This window comes from Mesorhizobium sp. M1A.F.Ca.IN.022.07.1.1, assembly GCF_003997575.1.
Classification (GTDB): domain Bacteria; phylum Pseudomonadota; class Alphaproteobacteria; order Rhizobiales; family Rhizobiaceae; genus Mesorhizobium.
This window is the reverse complement of the sequence record NZ_RZST01000101.1, coordinates 1-17,093: the sequence shown is the minus strand read 5'-3', so window position 1 is coordinate 17,093 and position 17,093 is coordinate 1. Positions and strand designations below refer to the sequence as shown.

15 protein-coding genes are annotated in these 17,093 nt (G+C 63.2%); 3 read left to right on the top strand and 12 right to left on the bottom strand.

What is annotated here, in order from left to right:
• Window positions 1-715 (bottom strand): alanine racemase (locus tag EOA75_RS14025; protein ID WP_206516996.1); only part of this gene is annotated, 715 nt, incomplete at its 3' end.
• A 68-nt stretch (window positions 716-783) separates the two neighbouring features.
• Here EOA75_RS14025 and EOA75_RS14020 point away from each other — a divergent pair.
• The gene (locus tag EOA75_RS14020; protein WP_095826092.1) at window positions 784-1,725 is read left to right on the top strand and encodes an amidohydrolase family protein; all 942 of its coding nucleotides are present in this window, start codon (window positions 784-786) and stop codon (window positions 1,723-1,725) included.
• Here EOA75_RS14020 and EOA75_RS14015 read toward each other — a convergent pair.
• Genes EOA75_RS14015 through EOA75_RS14000 form a run of 4 tightly spaced genes read right to left on the bottom strand, consistent with a single transcriptional unit; the run spans window position 1,699 to window position 6,205 of the window.
• A complete protein-coding gene (locus EOA75_RS14015; protein WP_127324471.1) occupies window positions 1,699-2,670 on the bottom strand; it encodes an ABC transporter permease in 972 nt (323 codons plus the stop codon). The two genes, EOA75_RS14020 and EOA75_RS14015, sit on opposite strands and share 27 nt — an antisense overlap.
• Entirely contained in the window at window positions 2,667-3,632 is a 966-nt protein-coding gene (locus tag EOA75_RS14010) for an ABC transporter permease (RefSeq protein ID WP_127324470.1), read from the bottom strand. Before EOA75_RS14010 ends, EOA75_RS14015 begins: the two co-directional genes overlap by 4 nt.
• Complete coding sequence (locus EOA75_RS14005; RefSeq protein ID WP_127324469.1) at window positions 3,629-5,128, bottom strand: sugar ABC transporter ATP-binding protein; 1,500 nt, start codon at window positions 5,126-5,128, stop codon at window positions 3,629-3,631. Before EOA75_RS14005 ends, EOA75_RS14010 begins: the two co-directional genes overlap by 4 nt.
• Before the next feature lie 24 nt (window positions 5,129-5,152).
• Window positions 5,153-6,205, bottom strand: a complete 1,053-nt coding sequence (locus EOA75_RS14000; protein ID WP_127324468.1) for an ABC transporter substrate-binding protein — start codon at window positions 6,203-6,205, stop codon at window positions 5,153-5,155.
• Window positions 6,206-6,444: 239 nt separating this feature from the next.
• On the opposite strand from EOA75_RS14000, the gene EOA75_RS13995 reads away from it, so the two are divergent.
• Window positions 6,445-7,245: an IclR family transcriptional regulator gene (locus EOA75_RS13995; RefSeq protein ID WP_127324467.1), complete on the top strand. Its 801-nt coding sequence runs from the start codon at window positions 6,445-6,447 to the stop codon at window positions 7,243-7,245.
• 80 nt (window positions 7,246-7,325) lie between these two features.
• Window positions 7,326-8,207 (top strand): DMT family transporter, encoded by an 882-nt coding sequence (locus tag EOA75_RS13990; RefSeq protein ID WP_095802190.1) that lies wholly within the window; start codon window positions 7,326-7,328, stop codon window positions 8,205-8,207.
• 73 nt (window positions 8,208-8,280) lie between these two features.
• Here EOA75_RS13990 and EOA75_RS13985 read toward each other — a convergent pair whose 3' ends face one another.
• The 7 genes from EOA75_RS13985 to dnaE all read right to left on the bottom strand — a co-directional run.
• A complete protein-coding gene (locus EOA75_RS13985; RefSeq protein ID WP_127324466.1) occupies window positions 8,281-9,972 on the bottom strand; it encodes a hypothetical protein in 1,692 nt (563 codons plus the stop codon).
• A 193-nt stretch (window positions 9,973-10,165) separates the two neighbouring features.
• Window positions 10,166-11,299: a glycosyltransferase family 4 protein gene (locus tag EOA75_RS13980; protein ID WP_127240812.1), complete on the bottom strand. Its 1,134-nt coding sequence runs from the start codon at window positions 11,297-11,299 to the stop codon at window positions 10,166-10,168.
• 12 nt (window positions 11,300-11,311) lie between these two features.
• Complete coding sequence (locus EOA75_RS13975) at window positions 11,312-11,980, bottom strand: class I SAM-dependent methyltransferase (RefSeq protein ID WP_067000248.1); 669 nt, start codon at window positions 11,978-11,980, stop codon at window positions 11,312-11,314.
• Entirely contained in the window at window positions 11,977-12,369 is a 393-nt protein-coding gene (locus EOA75_RS13970) for a GtrA family protein (RefSeq protein WP_095826101.1), read from the bottom strand. Before EOA75_RS13970 ends, EOA75_RS13975 begins: the two co-directional genes overlap by 4 nt.
• Window positions 12,366-12,941, bottom strand: a complete 576-nt coding sequence (locus EOA75_RS13965; RefSeq protein ID WP_206516995.1) for a methyltransferase domain-containing protein — start codon at window positions 12,939-12,941, stop codon at window positions 12,366-12,368. The genes EOA75_RS13970 and EOA75_RS13965 overlap by 4 nt, the downstream gene beginning before the upstream one ends.
• Before the next feature lie 198 nt (window positions 12,942-13,139).
• Window positions 13,140-14,360: a glycosyltransferase family 2 protein gene (locus tag EOA75_RS13960; RefSeq protein ID WP_127240809.1), complete on the bottom strand. Its 1,221-nt coding sequence runs from the start codon at window positions 14,358-14,360 to the stop codon at window positions 13,140-13,142.
• A gap of 257 nt (window positions 14,361-14,617) precedes the next feature.
• The coding region (dnaE, locus tag EOA75_RS13955) for a DNA polymerase III subunit alpha (protein WP_127324464.1) at window positions 14,618-17,093 on the bottom strand (2,476 nt) is incomplete at its 5' end.

Here is a 17,093-nt window from a genome sequence, read left to right as displayed (position 1 = left end):
TGGTCGAACAGGACGGCAAGGCGACGCTGGTGCTGCGCAGCGGATCAGGCTGAGCGGCAGCGCCTTCATAGGTGCCGACGCCGGCAATGCGCAGCCGTCCGCCGGTCGCAGCGACGGCATCGGCGATTGCTTCGGCCTCGGCCGTGGTTCGTGCGCCCGCCCTCGCCGCGCCGAGCTCGACCAGGACACGCAACGGCGGGAGATCGGCAGCTGCCCGCCACGCATCCGCCAGTGCCCGCACGGCCGCGACCGAGTCGGCGAAGACATAGAGCTCGGCATCCGGCCACGCGCCAGTCAGTTTCGCGAGCCGGCCTGCACCACCGGCGCCGCTGACCTCGTTGGCAATGATCAGACTCGAGAGACCCGCCTTCAGCATCACCGTTGCCTGCCTTATATCGGCGACCGTCGTGCCCCAGGCACCGGCCTTGACGAGCGAATGGGCGAGATCCGGCGCCATCGGCGTCTTGGCATGCGGCGCGACCGCAGCGCCCTGCTCGCGCGCATAACGCAGGAACAAGTCGCGATTTGAGGCGAAGGCCGCTTCGTCAAGGGTGAGCAGCGGCAGCGACATGCGGCCATCGGCCGGATGCCAGCCTTGCTGTCCGGCCAGGCTGGAATCCAATCCGGACGTGCCGGGGGGCACGCCACGGATACGATCGTCGAGCATGAAATTTTCATGCACGACAAGCGATTGGGCCGGTGTGTTCTCGCTCATCCGATGCTAACCCTTCCGTCGCCGAACAATGGCTCAACCGATTGCCGGCCAAGGCCTGAGGGAACCGCGTGCCAAATCCCTACTCCGGACCCATCATCGACGCCCATCACCATCTCTGGGATCTCAGCCTCGGCCGCCATCCCTGGCTGACCGCCTCTGCCGGCGAACGCGGCGGCCTCGGCGAGCTTGATGCCTTGCGCCGCAACTATCTGCCTGAGGATTATCTGCGCGACGCCGCCCGGCACCATGTCGTCGCCAGCGTCCATGTCGAAGCCGGCTGGGCGAGCGACGACAGCGTCGGCGAGACCCGCTGGCTCGAGACGCTCGACAAGTCGTGCGGCGTAGCGGCGCGCTACGTCGTCCATGTGCCGTTGGCGAGCCACAACGCGGCGGAGTTGATCGAGGCGCAGGCCGCGTTCGACCGCGTCATCGGCATACGCGACATTCTGAGCTGGGACCCTGATCCCGCCCGCCGCTTCGCCGCTCGCGACGGCATAATGGACGATCCCGCCTGGCGCGCCGGCCTTGGCTCGCTCGCCCGGTACGGGCTCTCCTTCGACCTGATGGTGTTTCCACGCCAACTGGCCGAGGCAGCGCACCTCGCCGCGGCCTTTCCCGACCAGCAATTCGTCCTCAACCATTGCGGCAGCCCGATCGACCGTGATCCCGAAGGCTTGCAGAGATGGCGAGACGGGCTGCGGCGGCTGGCCGAGCGCGACAACGTCGCCATCAAGATCTCCGACCTGGTCGCTTACGATCATGACTGGACGCTCGAAAGTCTGCGGCCGATCGTTCTGCATTGCATCGACTGCTTCGGCATGAAGCGCGCCATGTTCGGCTCCGACTTCCCGGTCGCCGGCCTGCACGCCTCGTTCGATGAGGTATATGACAGCTTCAAGGTCATCACCGCCGATCTTTCCCGGGATGAGCAGGCGGCGCTGTTCTTTGGCAACGCCGCTCGCATCTATCGCCTGGACGCCGGGTCATCGCCGGGCTTGCTCCCTGCCTGAGAGCAGCAGCAGCCCGAGGATGAGCGAACCGAACAGGATGCTGCGCCAGCCGGGCGATGCATTGACCACGGTGATCAGCGCAGTGATCGTCACCAGCAGGATGGCTCCCGGGATGGTGCCGGCATAGGTGCCGAGCCCGCCGAGGATCGAGGTGCCGCCAAGCACCACTGCGGCGATCGAGGCGAGCAGATAAGGATCGCCGATCCCGACATAGCCCTGCCCGTTCATGCCGAGCACCAGCACGCCCGCGAGCCCCGCCGTGAATCCGCTGATGCCGTAGACAGCCAATGTCGTGGAAGTGATCGGCACGCCCGACAACGACGCCGCAAGCGGATTGGCGCCCATGGCGAAGATGCGGGCGCCGAAAGGCGTTGCATGCATCAGTGTCAGCACGAGCACGGAAACCGCGATCCATAGCAGGATGCCGGCCGGAATGCCGGCCGGCCTCGCATTGCCAAGCCAATGAACCAGCGGGTTCTCGGCGGTGACGGCACTGCCGCCGGCAATGATGATCAGCAGACCCTGCAGGAATGTCGCCATGGCCAGCGTCATGATCATCGGATGGACGCGCAGCAGCGCCACCCCTAACCCGTTGACCACGCCGATAGCTGTGGTCAGCGCAAGCACCGCGAGCACGGAGGCAAGGCCGGTCGGATCGGCCTGCCATGACAGCAGCGGCAGGCTGATGGCGCTGACGGTGACGATCGCTGCCACCGAGAGATCGATCCCGCCGGCGATCACCACGAAGGTCTGCCCGGCCGCCACGAGGCCGATCACCGCGCCAAGTTCTACCAGGTAGCGCAGATGTCCGTAGGCGCCGAAGCCGCGCGATGCGATGCTCGCCGCAATCCAGACTGCGACGACGATGGCAAGGGTGAGGAACGGTCGGCTGGTGAGGATCGCCCTGGCGCGTCTGCCGCCGGGGCTGTCGGTCCACGCTGTCATTGCTGCACCTTGCGGAATTGCGGGATGGCGACCGCGCCGATGATGATCAGCCCTTGCGCGACATACTGCGCTACCGGGGTGAAGCCGAGGAAGAACATCACGCTAATCATCAGGCTGAGCAGCAGGCTGCCGGCGAGCGCGCCTCGCATGGTGCCCTGCCCGCCGAGAAAGCCAATGCCGCCAAGCACGGCAGCGGCAATGGAATTGAGCGTGAAGGCGGTGCCGATGACCGGATCGCCAGAGCCCGTTTGCGCGGCGACGAACAGCCCGGCGCCGGTCGACAAGAGGCCGCTGATCGCATAGGCGGCCACACGCGCCGCGTCGACCGGCACACCGGAACGGTAAGCCCCGACCGGATTCTCGCCGGCGGCATAGAGGCTCAATCCAAGCGGCGTGGCGAGATAGAGCTTCCACAGCAGGACGACCACCACCAGCAGCACGAACGCCGCTGGCGTGTCGCCGGCAAGCAGGTCGGACAGCCAAGCCGGGATGGAGCCGCCAGGCCTCGGCAGGATCAGCAGTGCGGCGCCACCGATGATGAACGAGCCGGCGAGCGTCACCACGATCGCCGGCAGGCGCAGCCTGACCACGATGAAGCCGGTCGCGGCGCCGATGCCGAGCCCGGCAAGCGCCACGGCGGCCGCGCCGCCGGCGACGCCCAGCGGTCCGCCCATGGTGGTCGCGGCAATGACCGCGCCGAGGCTGACGGTCGCGCCGATCGCAAGGCTGATGCCGCCGGTGAGCATGAGGATCGCCTGCGCCATCGCCACCAGCGCCACCGGGAACCAGCTCTGGGTGAACTTGGCAAAGCCGGAGACCGTGAACAGGCCCGGAAAAAGCACGGCATAAGCGATGAGAAACGCCAGCACCACCAGGAAGAGGCGGCGAACGCCGATGTTGCGGCGCGCCTGCACCTGCCAGTAGAGCGCGCCGTCGGCTCTCGCGGATGGAATGATGCTCATGCCGCCACCTTCCGCCTCTCTGCACCCATCGCCGCCGACACGATGGCTTCCTCGCTCAGCGCGGCACGCTCGAGCATCCTGGCGACCCGGCCTTCACGAACCACCGCGACGCGGTCGCATAGATGCACCAGTTCCGGCGTATCGGAACTGAGCAGCACGACCGCCTTGCCAGCGGCGGCGAAGGCGCGAAGCATCAGATAGATTTCGCGCTTGGTCTCGACGTCGACGCCACGCGTCGGATCGTTGAGCAGCAGCACCAGCGGATCGTGCGGCATCCACTTCGCCAGCGCGACCTTCTGCTGATTGCCGCCCGACAAGGCCTGCGCCGGACGCTGCAGGTCGCCCTTGATGGAAAGCTGGGCGGCGAGATCCCTTCCCTTCTGGCGTTCAGCCTTGCGGCTGCGCAGCTTCAACGACGGAAGTCTTGCGAGGGAAGGCAACATCATGTTGGTGATGATCGGATGAATAAGGTGGAGGCCCTCGCGCTTACGGTCGGCTGGCACATAGGCGAGCCCCAGCGCGTTGGCTTTCGGCACATTACCCGGCAGGCCCGACACGCCGTTTACCGTCGCCGAAACCGTCCTCGCCGGGATGGCCCCATAAAGACCGAGCAGCAGATCCTCCTGCCCCTGACCGACCAGGCCGCCTATGCCCAGCACCTCGCCGGTCCCGATGTCGAGGTCGACGTCTTGCATCAGGCCGGCCGAGAAGCCGCGGACCGAGATGGCGGCGCCGGGCGATACCGACGGCTGCCATTTCGGAAAGAGATCGCCGGGGTCGCGCCCGACCATCAGGCGCACCAATCCAGTCGCATCGGTTCCCTCCAGCGGCCGGTCGGCCGTGCAGGTGCCGTCCTTCAGCACCGTCACATGCTGGCAGAGCGCCATCACTTCGTTTAGCCGGTGCGAGATGTAGAGAATGGCGACGCCTTCTCCACGCAGCCGTCCCAACAGGTCGGTGAGGATTTTTGTTTCCGTCGCCGAGAGCGACGAGGTCGGCTCGTCGAGGATGAGCACGCGCGGCCGGCGATAGAGAGCCTTGGCGATCTCCACCATCTGCCGTCGCCCGAGGGATAGATTCCCAACTGGTGTCGACAGCGGCTCGTCGAGGCCGACAAGTTTGCATGCCGCCTTCGCCCGCGCGGCAAGGTCCGTGTAATCGACCAGCCCGAAGCGCTTGGGATAGGCGCCGATGCCGATATTCTCGGCTATCGAAAGGCTGGCCGTCAGGCTGAGCTCTTGCTGCACGACGGCGATGCCGGCCTGCCGCGCGAGCGCTGGCGTCATGCGTGCCACGGCACGCCCATCGACCTCGATGGTCCCGCTGTCCGGGCGCAAGGCGCCCGACAGGAGGTTGATCAAGGTCGACTTTCCGGCGCCGTTCTCGCCGAGCAGCGCATGCACGCGGCCCGGCTGGAGAGCGATGGAGACGTCGCGCAGGACGGGGTTGCCGAAGAACGCCTTCGACACCCCCCGCGCGGCAAGGAGCGGAGCCATGGTCAATGCTGCGACCCTTCCGGCCTACTTCTGCGCCAGCAGCTTCTTGAACAGCTCCTCATCGTAGGGCGAATAGATGTAACCGTCAGCCGGGAAATCTTTCGCCCGGGCGAGGTATTGATCGATGTTGGAATTGTCGATGACCGGCAGCGGAATCTTGACGAAGGCCGGCACGTCCTTACCCTCCAGCGCCTGGACCGCGGTGTAGGTGGCAAAGGCGCCGAGCCAGTTCGGCTGCATGGTCGCCCAGCTCTTCAGGCCCTTTTCCTTCCACAGCTCGAGGAACTGGCGCGCATTCTCGCCGGTGATCGGCACCTGGTCGCGGCCCTGCTTGTCGAGCGCGAGCACCGCACCGGCCGAGAGCGCGCCGCCGAGCGACAGGATGCCGTCGATCTCGGGATTGGCGAACAGCAGGCTGGTGACGGCTTCCTGGGCCGGCGCGACATTGTACGGGGTGTTGGTCTCGGCGAGGATTTTCACGTCGGGGTGGGCCTTGAGCTCGGCATCGGCGCCCTTGCGGCGATCGTCGCTGACTGAAACGCCGGCCGGGCCGTTGAGGATGAGGATCTTGCCCTTGCCGCCGATGGCGTCGATCAGGAACTTCGCAGCCTGGTCGCCCCACTGCGAGGAATCCGTGTTGACCTTGGCCGTCACCTGGTCGGTATCGACCAGGCTGTCGAAGTTGATGATCGCAATGCCCTTGGCGCAGGCATCCGCGATCACGCGCGCCGGAGCGGTCGAGGAACCGGCGATCAGGATGATGGCGTCGACATTGGAATCGATCATCGACTGGATCTGCTGGATCTGCACATTGGCGTCGCCCTGGGCGTCGGTCACGACCAGCTTGTCGACCAGCCCCTCCTTCTTGAGCGCCTCGACCTCGGCTTCGATCGTGCCCTGGGTCTGCTTCATCCAGGTCGGCACGGAATAGATGTTGGCCCAGCCGATCGTATACGGCGCCTTGCGGTCGCCCTTGATGCACTTCGCGGCCGCATCGGCCTGCGAGCCGACACCCACGGCCAGGACGAGACCGAGGCAAAGGGCGCTGGCGGATGCGAAAAACGATGACTTCTTCATGACGGTTCCCCTTCTGTAGCTCTTGTCCGGACGCGCGGAGTCGGGACGGCGAAACACCGCGGTCGCCGCGTCGCGGAAACCGCTTGTTCGTCGTCTGGACTTCTTCTGCCCAGCTCGTTAGTTTGTCCGATATTCCAGACAGCATGTCTGTATATCGGACAAACTGGATGCTAGACTGAGCCTTGACATCTTTCAAGCGTCTTGAGACGAGAGCCGAAAATGATTTTTGAGCGGCTGGCATGAGCGAAGGCGCAACTGGTTTGATCGAGGCAGGCGCCGGGGCACAACCGCAGGCCGGCGAGCGCCGCCGCGGCATCGACCGCGTCATCATGCTGCTCGAGGCCCTGCTGAAGCATCGCGCGCCGATGCGCATCGGCGACATCGCAAAGATGATCAACGCACCCCGTTCGACGACCTATGAGATCGTCAACAGCCTGCTCGAAGCCGAGATGCTCGAAAATGTCGGGTCCGAGGGCTACGTCTATTTCGGGCGGGCGATGCACTTGTTCGGATGGGCGTACTCGCATCACAACGCACACTATCGCCGCATCCTTGAAACGCTGGACAGGATGGCGGCCGAGACCGGTGAGACCGTTCAGCTCTGTGGTCTGCGCGGCAACAAGTATGTCGTTCTCGATTGCCGGGATTCTCCCGGCCCTTTCCGCATCTCGAGCGATGTCGGCGTCGAGGTGCCGATCCCCTGGACGGCGTCGGGGCGGCTGCTGGTCGGCCATATGCAGGAGAGGGAACTCAAGAATTTCATTCCTGCCGCCGACTACGAACTCCCCGACGGTCGGGTCATTGCACCCGACGAATTCTTCGCCGATGTCGACCTGGCTCGCCGGCAGGGCTTCAGCGAGACCTCGGCGCTCGCCGACCGTTTCACCTGGTGCATGGCGGCTCCCATCCGCGACAGCCACGGCGCCATCAACACGACGCTTTGCTTTGTGCTGCCGGTCGATACGCCGGAGCCGCGTCGCAACCAGTTGCTTGAGCTGCTGCGCGAGCGCGCCAGCGCACTGTCGCTCGCCGGAAGCTGAGCCGGAATGCGGCCGTCTGGCCCAGTCGAATGCCGCGACTACCGGTTGCGGCACAACGACGGTCTTGCGACATAGCGCCAATGGCACCCGCTCCCTCGATCACCAAGGCCGCGCTCTGGATGGCGCTGTCGATCGCCTCGTTCCTGGCGATGTCGGTCGCTGGCCGTACCGCGACGGCCGCGCTCAATGTCTTCCAGGTGCTGGAGCTGCGCTCGGTGATCGGCTTCTTCATCCTGCTGCCGCTGGTGCTGACGGGCGGCGGCTTTAGGGCGATGCGCACCCAGCGCCCGCTCGCCCACATCGCCCGCAACGTCGTCCACTATGCCGGCCAGGCCGCCTGGCTCTATGCGCTGACCTTGATTCCGCTGGCCGTGCTGATCTCGATCGAGTTCACGACCCCGATCTGGACCGCGATCCTGGCGGTGACCTTTCTCGGCGAAAGGCTGTCGCGGGCCAGGCTGACGGCAATCGTGCTGGGTCTGATCGGCGTGGTGATCATCGTACGTCCCGGCGTCGGCTCGGTCGATCCCGGGCATCTCGTCGTGCTGGGAGCCGCAATGTGCTTCGGCGTCTCGGTGGTCATGGTCAAGTCGCTGACGCGAACCGACAGCGTCGTACGCATCATCTTCTGGATGCTGATCATTCAGTCCGTGGTCGGCCTCGTCCCGGCGCTCTATGTCTGGCGCAACCCGGCAGTCGAACTGTGGCCGTCGATATTGGTGGTCGCCTTCACCGGCATGTCCTCCCATTTCTGCATGGCCCGCGCGCTCAGCCACGCCGATGCGACCGTCATTTCGCCGATGGACTTCCTGCGCGTGCCGCTGTCGGCGCTGATCGGATGGCTGCTTTACAGCGAGCAGATCGATGTCTTCACCGCCGGCGGCGCCTTGCTGATCCTGACCGGCAATCTGCTCAACCTGCAGCGCAAGGCGCCTCAGCCTGCCGAAGTCGCGACCTCCTAGCTGCCAGGTCAGACGCCCGGTTGGGTTGCCTGCGAACTGGCGTCGGCGGGACCGTCATCACTCGCCTCATCGCTCAATCGTAGACGCCATCAAATAGAAGATCATTGTCGCCGCCGGCCTTGAAATGTCCGGCGTAAGAGCCCGCTGGCAGCAGCAGGGCTTCGCCCGCACCGTTGCGTAATGTTACGGTCTTTGGCCCGATCGCAAGGTGAAATGGCGGATCAAGCACGGTGCCGTCGATTTCGACCCGGCCCCGCAAAGGCGTTCCATCGGCGCTGTAGAGCGCATAAGTTCCAGCAATAGGAACATCAAAGATCTTCCGCTCACCGGGTTGCAGGCGGAAACCAGCGATCCTGAGGTTTGGCGCCACACGGACATAGCTGTTCAAAATCAGGGGCGCGACTACCGGATAGATATAGTCCATCCGGTAGGACCACAGGATCAGCTTCGGGCGAGACTTGCTAAGCACATTGTAAGCCTCGGAACGCCCGCTTTCCCGCAAGGTCGCGAGCACGTAGTGTTTGTCGAGCCACAAAGTTGTTGGCTCCATTCGATTGGGCAACATTCCTATGCCGTCGAAGTACCGCTCGTCGGGTGCAAGCAATGACTCCGCACGCGCCACCAGCTCAAGTTGGGCCGTATTGTCGAAGCGAAAGTAAAGTATATTGGCAACGAAGCTTATGGCCATCGCCGTGACCAAGGCTATCCACGCCAGGCGCAGATAACGCGCGCGGGCTGCGAGGCCGTCGAGCATCGTCAACGACCATAGCGACATGAACGGCAACGCCATGATGAACACGTAGGGCCACGGCTGGTCGTGCGCGAAGACCAGCACCGTGATGACGACAGAGAAGATCAGCGCAATTCGCCTCCGCTCGTCGAGCTTCATGATCTGTATCAGAGACAGAGCCATGCCGGCGAAACAGAAGACGTAAAGAACATAATTGCGCGCGAGCGTCTGAACCACGAAGCGCCTCAGCCCCCCGTAGTCACCGCCGCCGCGCGTCGCGACCTCAACAGGGCCGAACACCAGGCTCTTGGCGACGGGAACAGGGTCGGCGCCGCCGAAGATGAAGCAATATGCGATTATAGGGAGAGTCCATCCCAGCACGAGCCATGCCCCGCGGGCCATGCCTGCCAGATAGCGTCTCATCAAAGCCGCGTCGGCGACCAGGCCAAGGCCTAGCGCAAGGTTGAAGTAGATTGATTTCTGCGTTGCGAGAAAGGACAGGCCGCTCAAGGCGCCGGCAGCGACAAGCTGCCATCCCCTCAATTCACGGGCCCGTAGCACGACCAGCAGCGCCCCTACGGCGAAGAACACCGCCAGCGGTTCGGCGATAGTGCGAAAGATGCGCTCCATGAAATTCGAGAAGCACAAGAGGACGAGGACAATGGCCAAGGCACGAACCCGATCCTCCCCAAGCGCGCGAGCGCAGGCGTAGACCAAAGCAATGGTCGCGCATGCCAGCGATGCGGTCTGCATACGACCGACAAGCAGAATGGACGTGGCATCCCAACCGATCAGGTGAGCCAGCTTGTAAAAGGCGGTGGAACCGACCGCCTTGCTTGGCTGCACGGTGGCGAACAGCCCATTGAACAAATGCTTCGCGTATCCAAGCTGACCAAATTCGTCCATGACGAATCGGCAATTCCAAGCCGAGGCGAACAACAACGCGATCTTCAGTACGATCAAAGCGCGTAGAAAGATCGTTAAGCGGCGCGATCCTGCACCGAATAAATCAGTCAGACCTGCTTCTGATCGCATTCAATCCCGCCCTGGAATGAACCTCAGATTTAAGCGACGTTAATTAAGAAAATTGGCTAGGCCACACGGCCCAGACGTTTGGAACCCTGTTCGGTGTTCGTTGCTGGAAGGCCTCAAGCACAGGCCAGGGCCGAAAGCGCCTGAACTTCGGCCAGATGCGGACGCGAAACCGCATCGACCATGGCGAAGTAGGTCAAGGTTTGGCCACTCCTCCGCCTGCCAAGGTCAGCACGCCGAGCGCCGTTGCGCGCCAGTCGTACTGCGCCAACGCGTAACGAGCCATGGCGGCTCGCTCCTCGGAGGTGAGGGCAAGGCTGTCGATGGCATCGGCGCAACGCCTGGCCGACCCGTCGGGATCGGTGAGGTCGATGGCAACGCCACGCAGCCATTTGGCCGCGCCTGGGTCGGCACGGTTGCTCGGTTCGCCGCAGACGACAGGCAGCCCGCAGGCCATTGCCTCTTGAATAACGAGCGGAAAGCCCTCTCCGACGCTCGGCAACAGCAGGAAGTCAGCCCCCCGATAAAGGTCCGCCAGGGCCTGAGGGCTCTGGACACCAAGGTCGTGAACATTGGCAAGTCCCCATTTGCCGGGGTGGATCGGGCCGCTGCCGACCATCAAAAATGCGAGATCCTGGCGGAACGCAGCCAAGGCCCGCAGCACCGACAGTCCTTTCTTCTCGACGTAGCGACCAACGAAAAGAATGCGACGCGTACCCAGGAGGATCGAGATCGCCGCAGGGGCCTCCGGCACAGGCAGCGGGCCTGAAGCGGGATGAAAAATCGCACCGTCAACACCGTTGAACAGCAGTTGGAAGGGAATGCGCGCTGGCGTGCCCACAAGATCATGGCGCACGGTGTCGCTGATGAACACAACTGCGTCAGCGGCTCGGAGCATCGGGCGCGTGATGACGATGTTGGCTAGTGCCATCACGGAGCGGAGAATGCGCGAAGAAAAGGGGATGCCGGCGATATGCTGGATCAGCACCACGCGCTTGCGGAAAGCCTTCGACATCAGCAATGCCAGGATCGATGTCATGTACAGCGCATCGTGCACTACGACCGCATTGCTACGGTGCATTTCGCGGGCCAGCGCGCGAATCGCACGGACGCGCGCCAGCGGCATTGGCAGCCCAATGACCTTCTCGATTGGGTCGACGCAGGCAAGAGGGACCGCTTCAACGTCGCTTTCCGGCGGCTGATCGGCATCGCTGGCGGCCCAAACAGCCTGAACGCCCAGTTGCGTGAATTGTCGGCACAAATGCCCGGCCACACGCTCTATGCCGCCGCCGTGACCTTCATAGAAATGGCTGACGGTCAAAATGCGCATCGGACCGACCCATCAAGCGGGCTCGAAGCGCATTGTCACTTCGAGACGATTGGGAAACAGCAGTTCATGGATGCTTTTTCGATATTGCTTCGGCGCAGCGCGACGAGCAATGCGGTAGCCACTTTCGGTTGCTAACTTCCCCCATTCTGCCCGCTTCAAGTAGCGCGCCCAGATCATTCCGCCAAATGGGATATTGCCTATCGCATCCATTGCGGTGAGGCGCAGGTCGTCCAGCCTTCCGCAGCTTTCGTGATCCTTTATGTAAAGCGGACCATCAACCACGCGCCGAATTTCACGCAGCAAGTCCGTACGTGCTGTGACTGGAACGTGATGTACTACATTGTTGAGTGTCGCCGCATCAAAACTACGGTCCGCGAAAGGCAGGGTTTTGCCGTCATACTGCTTGGTCAGCACGCTCAGCGAAGGGCAGAAACGGTCAACCATGTCCACTGTCTGCACCTCATCCACCGGAAAGAGTTCGGCTATGGCTTGAGCGATCACCCCAGTGCCACCACCGACGTCGAGCAATTTGCAATGCTGCTTGTCCCACAGCTCGCGTAGACTATCGAGCATAACCGCCTGATAAGTCGGCGCCTTGTTTCGATAAAAGGCGAGGTGACGCGACAGGATGTCCTGCAGAAGCTTCGGATCGATCGGGCCCATTGCCGTGGCCAAGGTCATGGTCCCCCCGTCATCCAGCGGTTTGGCGTGGCGATAGCCCATCGACCAAGCAGGAAGTTCAGCGCCAGCATGCAGACCGAGGCAAGTGGCGAGGCGAACACCATCGGCAGGCCGGCCTGCTGATGCCAAAACCATATGGTGACAAATGCCAATGGTATGTTGGCGATCATTGCAATGACGTACCGTGCGAAGGTTATGGGAGCCAATGGTCGCCGAAAGGTGAATACGCTATGAAGCACATAGCCAGTGCCCGCCACGACGCAGAAGGACAACAGTACGGCCAGCCACAAACGTATCCCGACCCTGTCAGACAAGATGATGACCACGTTGTGCAGCGCGATGCAGATGCCGGCGATCACCATATAGGCGAAGGGCGTGCGCACGCTCATATCGCTGCCTTCCGAGCGCGGACCAAGAAAACGCAGGCATTGTCGTCGCGTATCTGGGCGGGCGTTAGACGATCTTCCAATTGAGCGCGCAGGTTCATCAACAGGGCAAGGAGCGACGCCAAAATTGCGCCTAGGATCGGTAGGCGGCGAAGGAAGAAAGCAAAGCCCGTAAGGCGGATTAGCGTCGTGGTTGCCAAGGGCCCGGCAATCGCATGCACCTCTTCGACTTCGAGGCCGCGATCGGCAAGATCTACGACAAGTCCGGTGCGTGTCCAACGACGATGGTCCTCAGGGTGAGGGTGGTAGAGCCAGCTGCCGTGAGTAGACAACAACAGCACACCGTCATCGCGCAGCAATCTCCGAATCTCGGCGCAGTACGAGTCAAGGTCGCGCACGTGCTCCAGGACCTGTACTGAAAGCACTGCTCCAGCGATGCCATCTGCTAGTGGCACGCGGCCCTGCTCGTCAATTTTCAGGAAGCTGCCCTCGCCGATATCCGCGCCGCGATAGTCGATCTTCATTTCGAACATCATGTCAGCATAGGGCATGTCACCACAGCCGAGATCGACCATTAGTGTGCCCGGCCTAACATGCGCCCTCGCCTCTTTTCGCAACAGCCGAGCTAGCCCGCGCAAGACCAGCCAGTCCGTATCCCAAATCCGCGGAACCGCCCTGCTTCCCCTCATCCCACCAGCTTTCAATGCACCACCGACCTGCTGGCGCCGACTCTATCTTTTTTCCGTCGCGCTAGGCGCTCGATGTCGAAGCGCTCAGAACGCACGCCTATCGTCCAGATTATCAAGCAGCAACTTGAGAACGAAGCCGGACAGCACCATGGACATCCCGGCCACGCAGGCGGTGGTGATCACGAAGGTCAGGTGCACCGATTGCTCCATCGGGCCGCCTATGAAGATCCAATGCAGTGCCAGCAATACGTCCGCGACAAAGCCCGCCACCGCGAGCATGCCGCCGGAAAAGACCAGCCATTCCAGCGGGCGGCCGCGCATCAGCCAAGGCACGACCCGGCCGCCGTGGCCCGGGTGATAGATAGCGATCGCCACCTTGGCCAGCATACCGAAAAGGATGGCCGAAAGGCCAATCAGCGTCGCCATCGCGGAGAGCGCGACGAAGTGAATTCCGAAATACCACCCTCCGATCCGGACAGGTCCCGCCGCGAGGACCGCAAGACCAGCAATACCGGACACCAGCAAGGTCGCTCCCGGTATGAGATACATGGTGTTGGGTGCATGGGCCACGATCAGCCGCAGATGTCGCCAACCGTCGCGGAACGAACGCAGGTGAGGTGGGCGGCCGCGCTTGTCCGGATAGAGCTTGATTGGCACCTCGCGGATCACCAGGCCCGCGCGATGCGCGTTGATGACCATCTCCGAGGCGAATTCCATGCCAGGCGAGCGCGCGCCCATTTGGCGAAACGCATCGCGGGTGAATCCTCGCATGCCGCAATGAAAATCGTGTATCGGAGAATGATGAAGCCAGCGGGCAATTGTTGAAAGCGCAGGATTGCCAAGATACCGATGCAGAGGGGGCATGGCGCCGGGCTCGATACCGCCGGCGAAGCGATCGCCCATCACCAGTTCGGCACCACCCTCCAGCGCGTCGATGAAGTCGCCTAGGCTGCTCCAGTCGTAGGAATCGTCCGCATCCGCCATGACGAGGTACTTGCCTCGTGCAGCTTCAGCCGCCGCGCTGATCGCCGCGCCGTATCCCTTGACCCGCTGGTGCACGACACGCGCGCCGAGGGACTCGGCAATCTCCACCGACCGATCGGTCGACCCATTGTCCCCGACGACGACCTCGCCCTTAATGCCCCGCTTCGAAAAAACGTCAAGCGCCTTGCGAATGCAGATGCCGAGCGTGCGCTCTTCGTTCAGGCAAGGGATAATGGCCGACACGAGAGGGGCCCCTGCGTCATCGGCGTGCTGCCCATCGAGATCAGTTGCGACGATCGCGAGATTCGACTTGTCGACCATCGTGCCCGCTCCTGCCCAATCGTCAGCCTTGCTTACAGCTTGGGCCCAACATTTCCGCAGCCCAGTTGCAAGATTAGCAAGAACAAGTTAGGCAAAGATATACAGAACCATACGTCGTTGAGCGAATGACGTGGTTTGGCCAGCACGGGTGGGAGGACGGCGGCGGGGCTTGAACTGGTGGCCTCGCGCCAAAGCATTCAAGGAAAGCGCTACCCGGTTTCTGTTCGGAGTTGCGCGAAAACAAGTCGTTGGAACGCTTACACCAGTTCCACTTCGACGACACCCGGCACCGCGCGCATGGCCGACGCGACCTGCGGCGAGATGCGATAGCGGTTGGGCAGTTCGATCTCCACCTCGCCTTGGCCGGCTTCCTTGATCAGCACGAAGCTCACCTGCCCCTCGCCCTTCACGGCAAGCTGGTTGGCAAGGATGTTGATCGGCTGAGCATCGCGCACGAAGATGCGCAGCGCCTTTTGGATTCGGCTTGCTTCGTCCTCCAGCGACTGCACCGTCTGGATGCGCAGATTGATGCCCTCCGGCCGGTCTTCGGCCGAGACGGTGATCACCACCGAACGGCCGGGCTCCAGCATGTCGCGATACTGCGCCAGGCCTTCGGAGAACAGCACCGCCTCGTACTGGCCGGTGGTGTCGGAAAACTGCACGACGCCCATCTTGTTGCCGGTGCGGGTCTTGCGCTCCTGCTTCGTGGTGACGGTGCCGGCGAGCCGGCCGGCCGCGGCGCCGCGTTTGACCGCGGCGGAGAATTCCGCCCAGTTCTGCACCCGCATCTTCTGCAGCGCGGCCTTGTATTCGTCGAGCGGATGCGCCGAGAGATAGAAGCCGACCACCTGGAACTCGCGGTGCAGCCGGTCGGCGGCAAGCCATGGCTCGGCCGCCGGCAGGTTGAGCGCCTGCGACTGCGCGCCGAGCGAGGCGCCGAAAATATCCGTCTGGCCCGAGATGGCGTTCTGCTGCGCCAGCGACGCGAGGCCCATCATCCGCTCCACGCCGGCCATCATCACGGCGCGGTCGTGCCCGAAGCAGTCCAGGGCCCCCGCCATGATCAGGCTTTCGAAGACCCGCTTGCCGACGATCTTCGGATCCACGCGCTCGCAGAAATCGGCAAGGCTCTTGAACGGCCTCTCACCACGCTTCTCGACAATGTGTTCGACCGCCGCGTCGCCGACGCCTTTGAGCGCCGCCAGCGAGTAGAAGATCTTGTTCTCGCCGACCTCGAAGGGTCGGAAGCTGGTCATCACCGACGGCGCCACCACCTCGATGCCGAGGCGCAGTGCGTCCTGGCGGAAATCCGCCAGTTTGTCGGTGTTGCTCATGTCGAGCGTCATCGACGCCGCCAGGAACTCGACCGGATAGTGCGCCTTGAGGTAGGCGGTCTGGTAGGAAACGACCGCATAAGCCGCGGCGTGCGACTTGTTGAAGCCGTAGTCGGCGAATTTCGCCAGCAGATCGAAGATGAAATCGGCCTGCGCCTTGCCGACGCCGCGCTCGACGGCGCCGGTGACGAAGCGCTCGCGCTGCTTGTCCATCTCGGCGCGGATCTTCTTGCCCATGGCGCGGCGCAGAAGATCGGCTTCGCCGAGCGAATAGCCGGCAAGCTCCTGCGCGATCTGCATCACCTGTTCCTGGTAGACGATGACGCCTTGAGTTTCCTTCACAAGGTGGTCGATCTTGGGGTGGATCGAGGCCATCTCCTCCTCGCCATGCTTTCTGGCGTTGTAGGTCGGGATGTTCTCCATCGGGCCTGGGCGATAGAGCGCGACCAGCGCGATGATGTCCTCGATGCAGTCCGGCCGCATGCCGATCAGCGCCTTGCGCATGCCCGCGCTTTCAACCTGGAACACGCCGACCACCTCGCCGCGCGACAGCATGGCGTAAGTCTCGGGGTCGTCGAGCGGGATGCGGGCAAGATCGATATCCACACCGCGCCGCCGGATCAGCTTCACCGCCGTTTCCAGCACCGTCAGCGTCTTCAGGCCGAGGAAGTCGAATTTCACCAGCCCGGCCTGCTCCACATATTTCATGTTGAACTGGGTGACCGGCATGTCCGAGCGCGGATCGCGGTACATCGGGACCAATTCCGACAACGGCCGGTCGCCGATGACGATGCCGGCGGCATGCGTCGAGGCATGGCGGTAGAGGCCCTCGAGCTTCTGCGCGGTGTCGAGCAGCGTCTGCACGATCGGCTCCTTTTCCGCCTCCTCGGCGAAGCGCGGCTCGTTGGCGATGGCGTCGGCCAGCTTGACCGGGTTGGCCGGGTTCTGCGGCACCATCTTGGAGAGCTTGTCGACCTGGCCATAGGGCATCTGCAGGACGCGGCCGACGTCGCGCAGCACGGCGCGCGCCTGCAGCGTACCGAAGGTGATGATCTGCCCGACCTGGTCGCGGCCGTATTTCTGCTGGACGTAGCGGATGACCTCCTCGCGCCGGTCCTGGCAGAAGTCGATGTCGAAGTCCGGCATCGAGACGCGGTCCGGGTTGAGGAAGCGCTCGAACAGCAGCGAGAAGCGCAGTGGGTCGATGTCGGTGATGGTGGTCGAATAGGCGACAAGCGAGCCGGCGCCCGAACCGCGCCCCGGTCCGACCGGGATGCCTTGCGCCTTCGCCCATTTGATGAAGTCGGCAACGATCAGGAAGTAGCCGGGAAACTTCATCTTCTCGATGATGCCGAGCTCGAATTCGAGCCGCTCGCGATATTGCTCGACCGTGTAGCCT

Coding starts and splice junctions, on each gene's coding strand:
- EOA75_RS14015 (WP_127324471.1), bottom strand. CDS start 2,670: ATGACAGCGTGGACCGACAGCCCCGGCGGCAGACGCGCCAGGGCGATC.
- EOA75_RS14010 (WP_127324470.1), bottom strand. CDS start 3,632: ATGAGCATCATTCCATCCGCGAGAGCCGACGGCGCGCTCTACTGGCAG.
- EOA75_RS14005 (WP_127324469.1), bottom strand. CDS start 5,128: ATGGCTCCGCTCCTTGCCGCGCGGGGGGTGTCGAAGGCGTTCTTCGGC.
- EOA75_RS14000 (WP_127324468.1), bottom strand. CDS start 6,205: ATGAAGAAGTCATCGTTTTTCGCATCCGCCAGCGCCCTTTGCCTCGGT.
- EOA75_RS13995 (WP_127324467.1), top strand. CDS start 6,445: ATGAGCGAAGGCGCAACTGGTTTGATCGAGGCAGGCGCCGGGGCACAA.
- EOA75_RS13990 (WP_095802190.1), top strand. CDS start 7,326: ATGGCACCCGCTCCCTCGATCACCAAGGCCGCGCTCTGGATGGCGCTG.
- EOA75_RS13985 (WP_127324466.1), bottom strand. CDS start 9,972: ATGCGATCAGAAGCAGGTCTGACTGATTTATTCGGTGCAGGATCGCGC.
- EOA75_RS13980 (WP_127240812.1), bottom strand. CDS start 11,299: ATGCGCATTTTGACCGTCAGCCATTTCTATGAAGGTCACGGCGGCGGC.
- EOA75_RS13975 (WP_067000248.1), bottom strand. CDS start 11,980: ATGACCTTGGCCACGGCAATGGGCCCGATCGATCCGAAGCTTCTGCAG.
- EOA75_RS13970 (WP_095826101.1), bottom strand. CDS start 12,369: ATGAGCGTGCGCACGCCCTTCGCCTATATGGTGATCGCCGGCATCTGC.
- EOA75_RS13965 (WP_206516995.1), bottom strand. CDS start 12,941: ATGGTCGATCTCGGCTGTGGTGACATGCCCTATGCTGACATGATGTTC.
- EOA75_RS13960 (WP_127240809.1), bottom strand. CDS start 14,360: ATGGTCGACAAGTCGAATCTCGCGATCGTCGCAACTGATCTCGATGGG.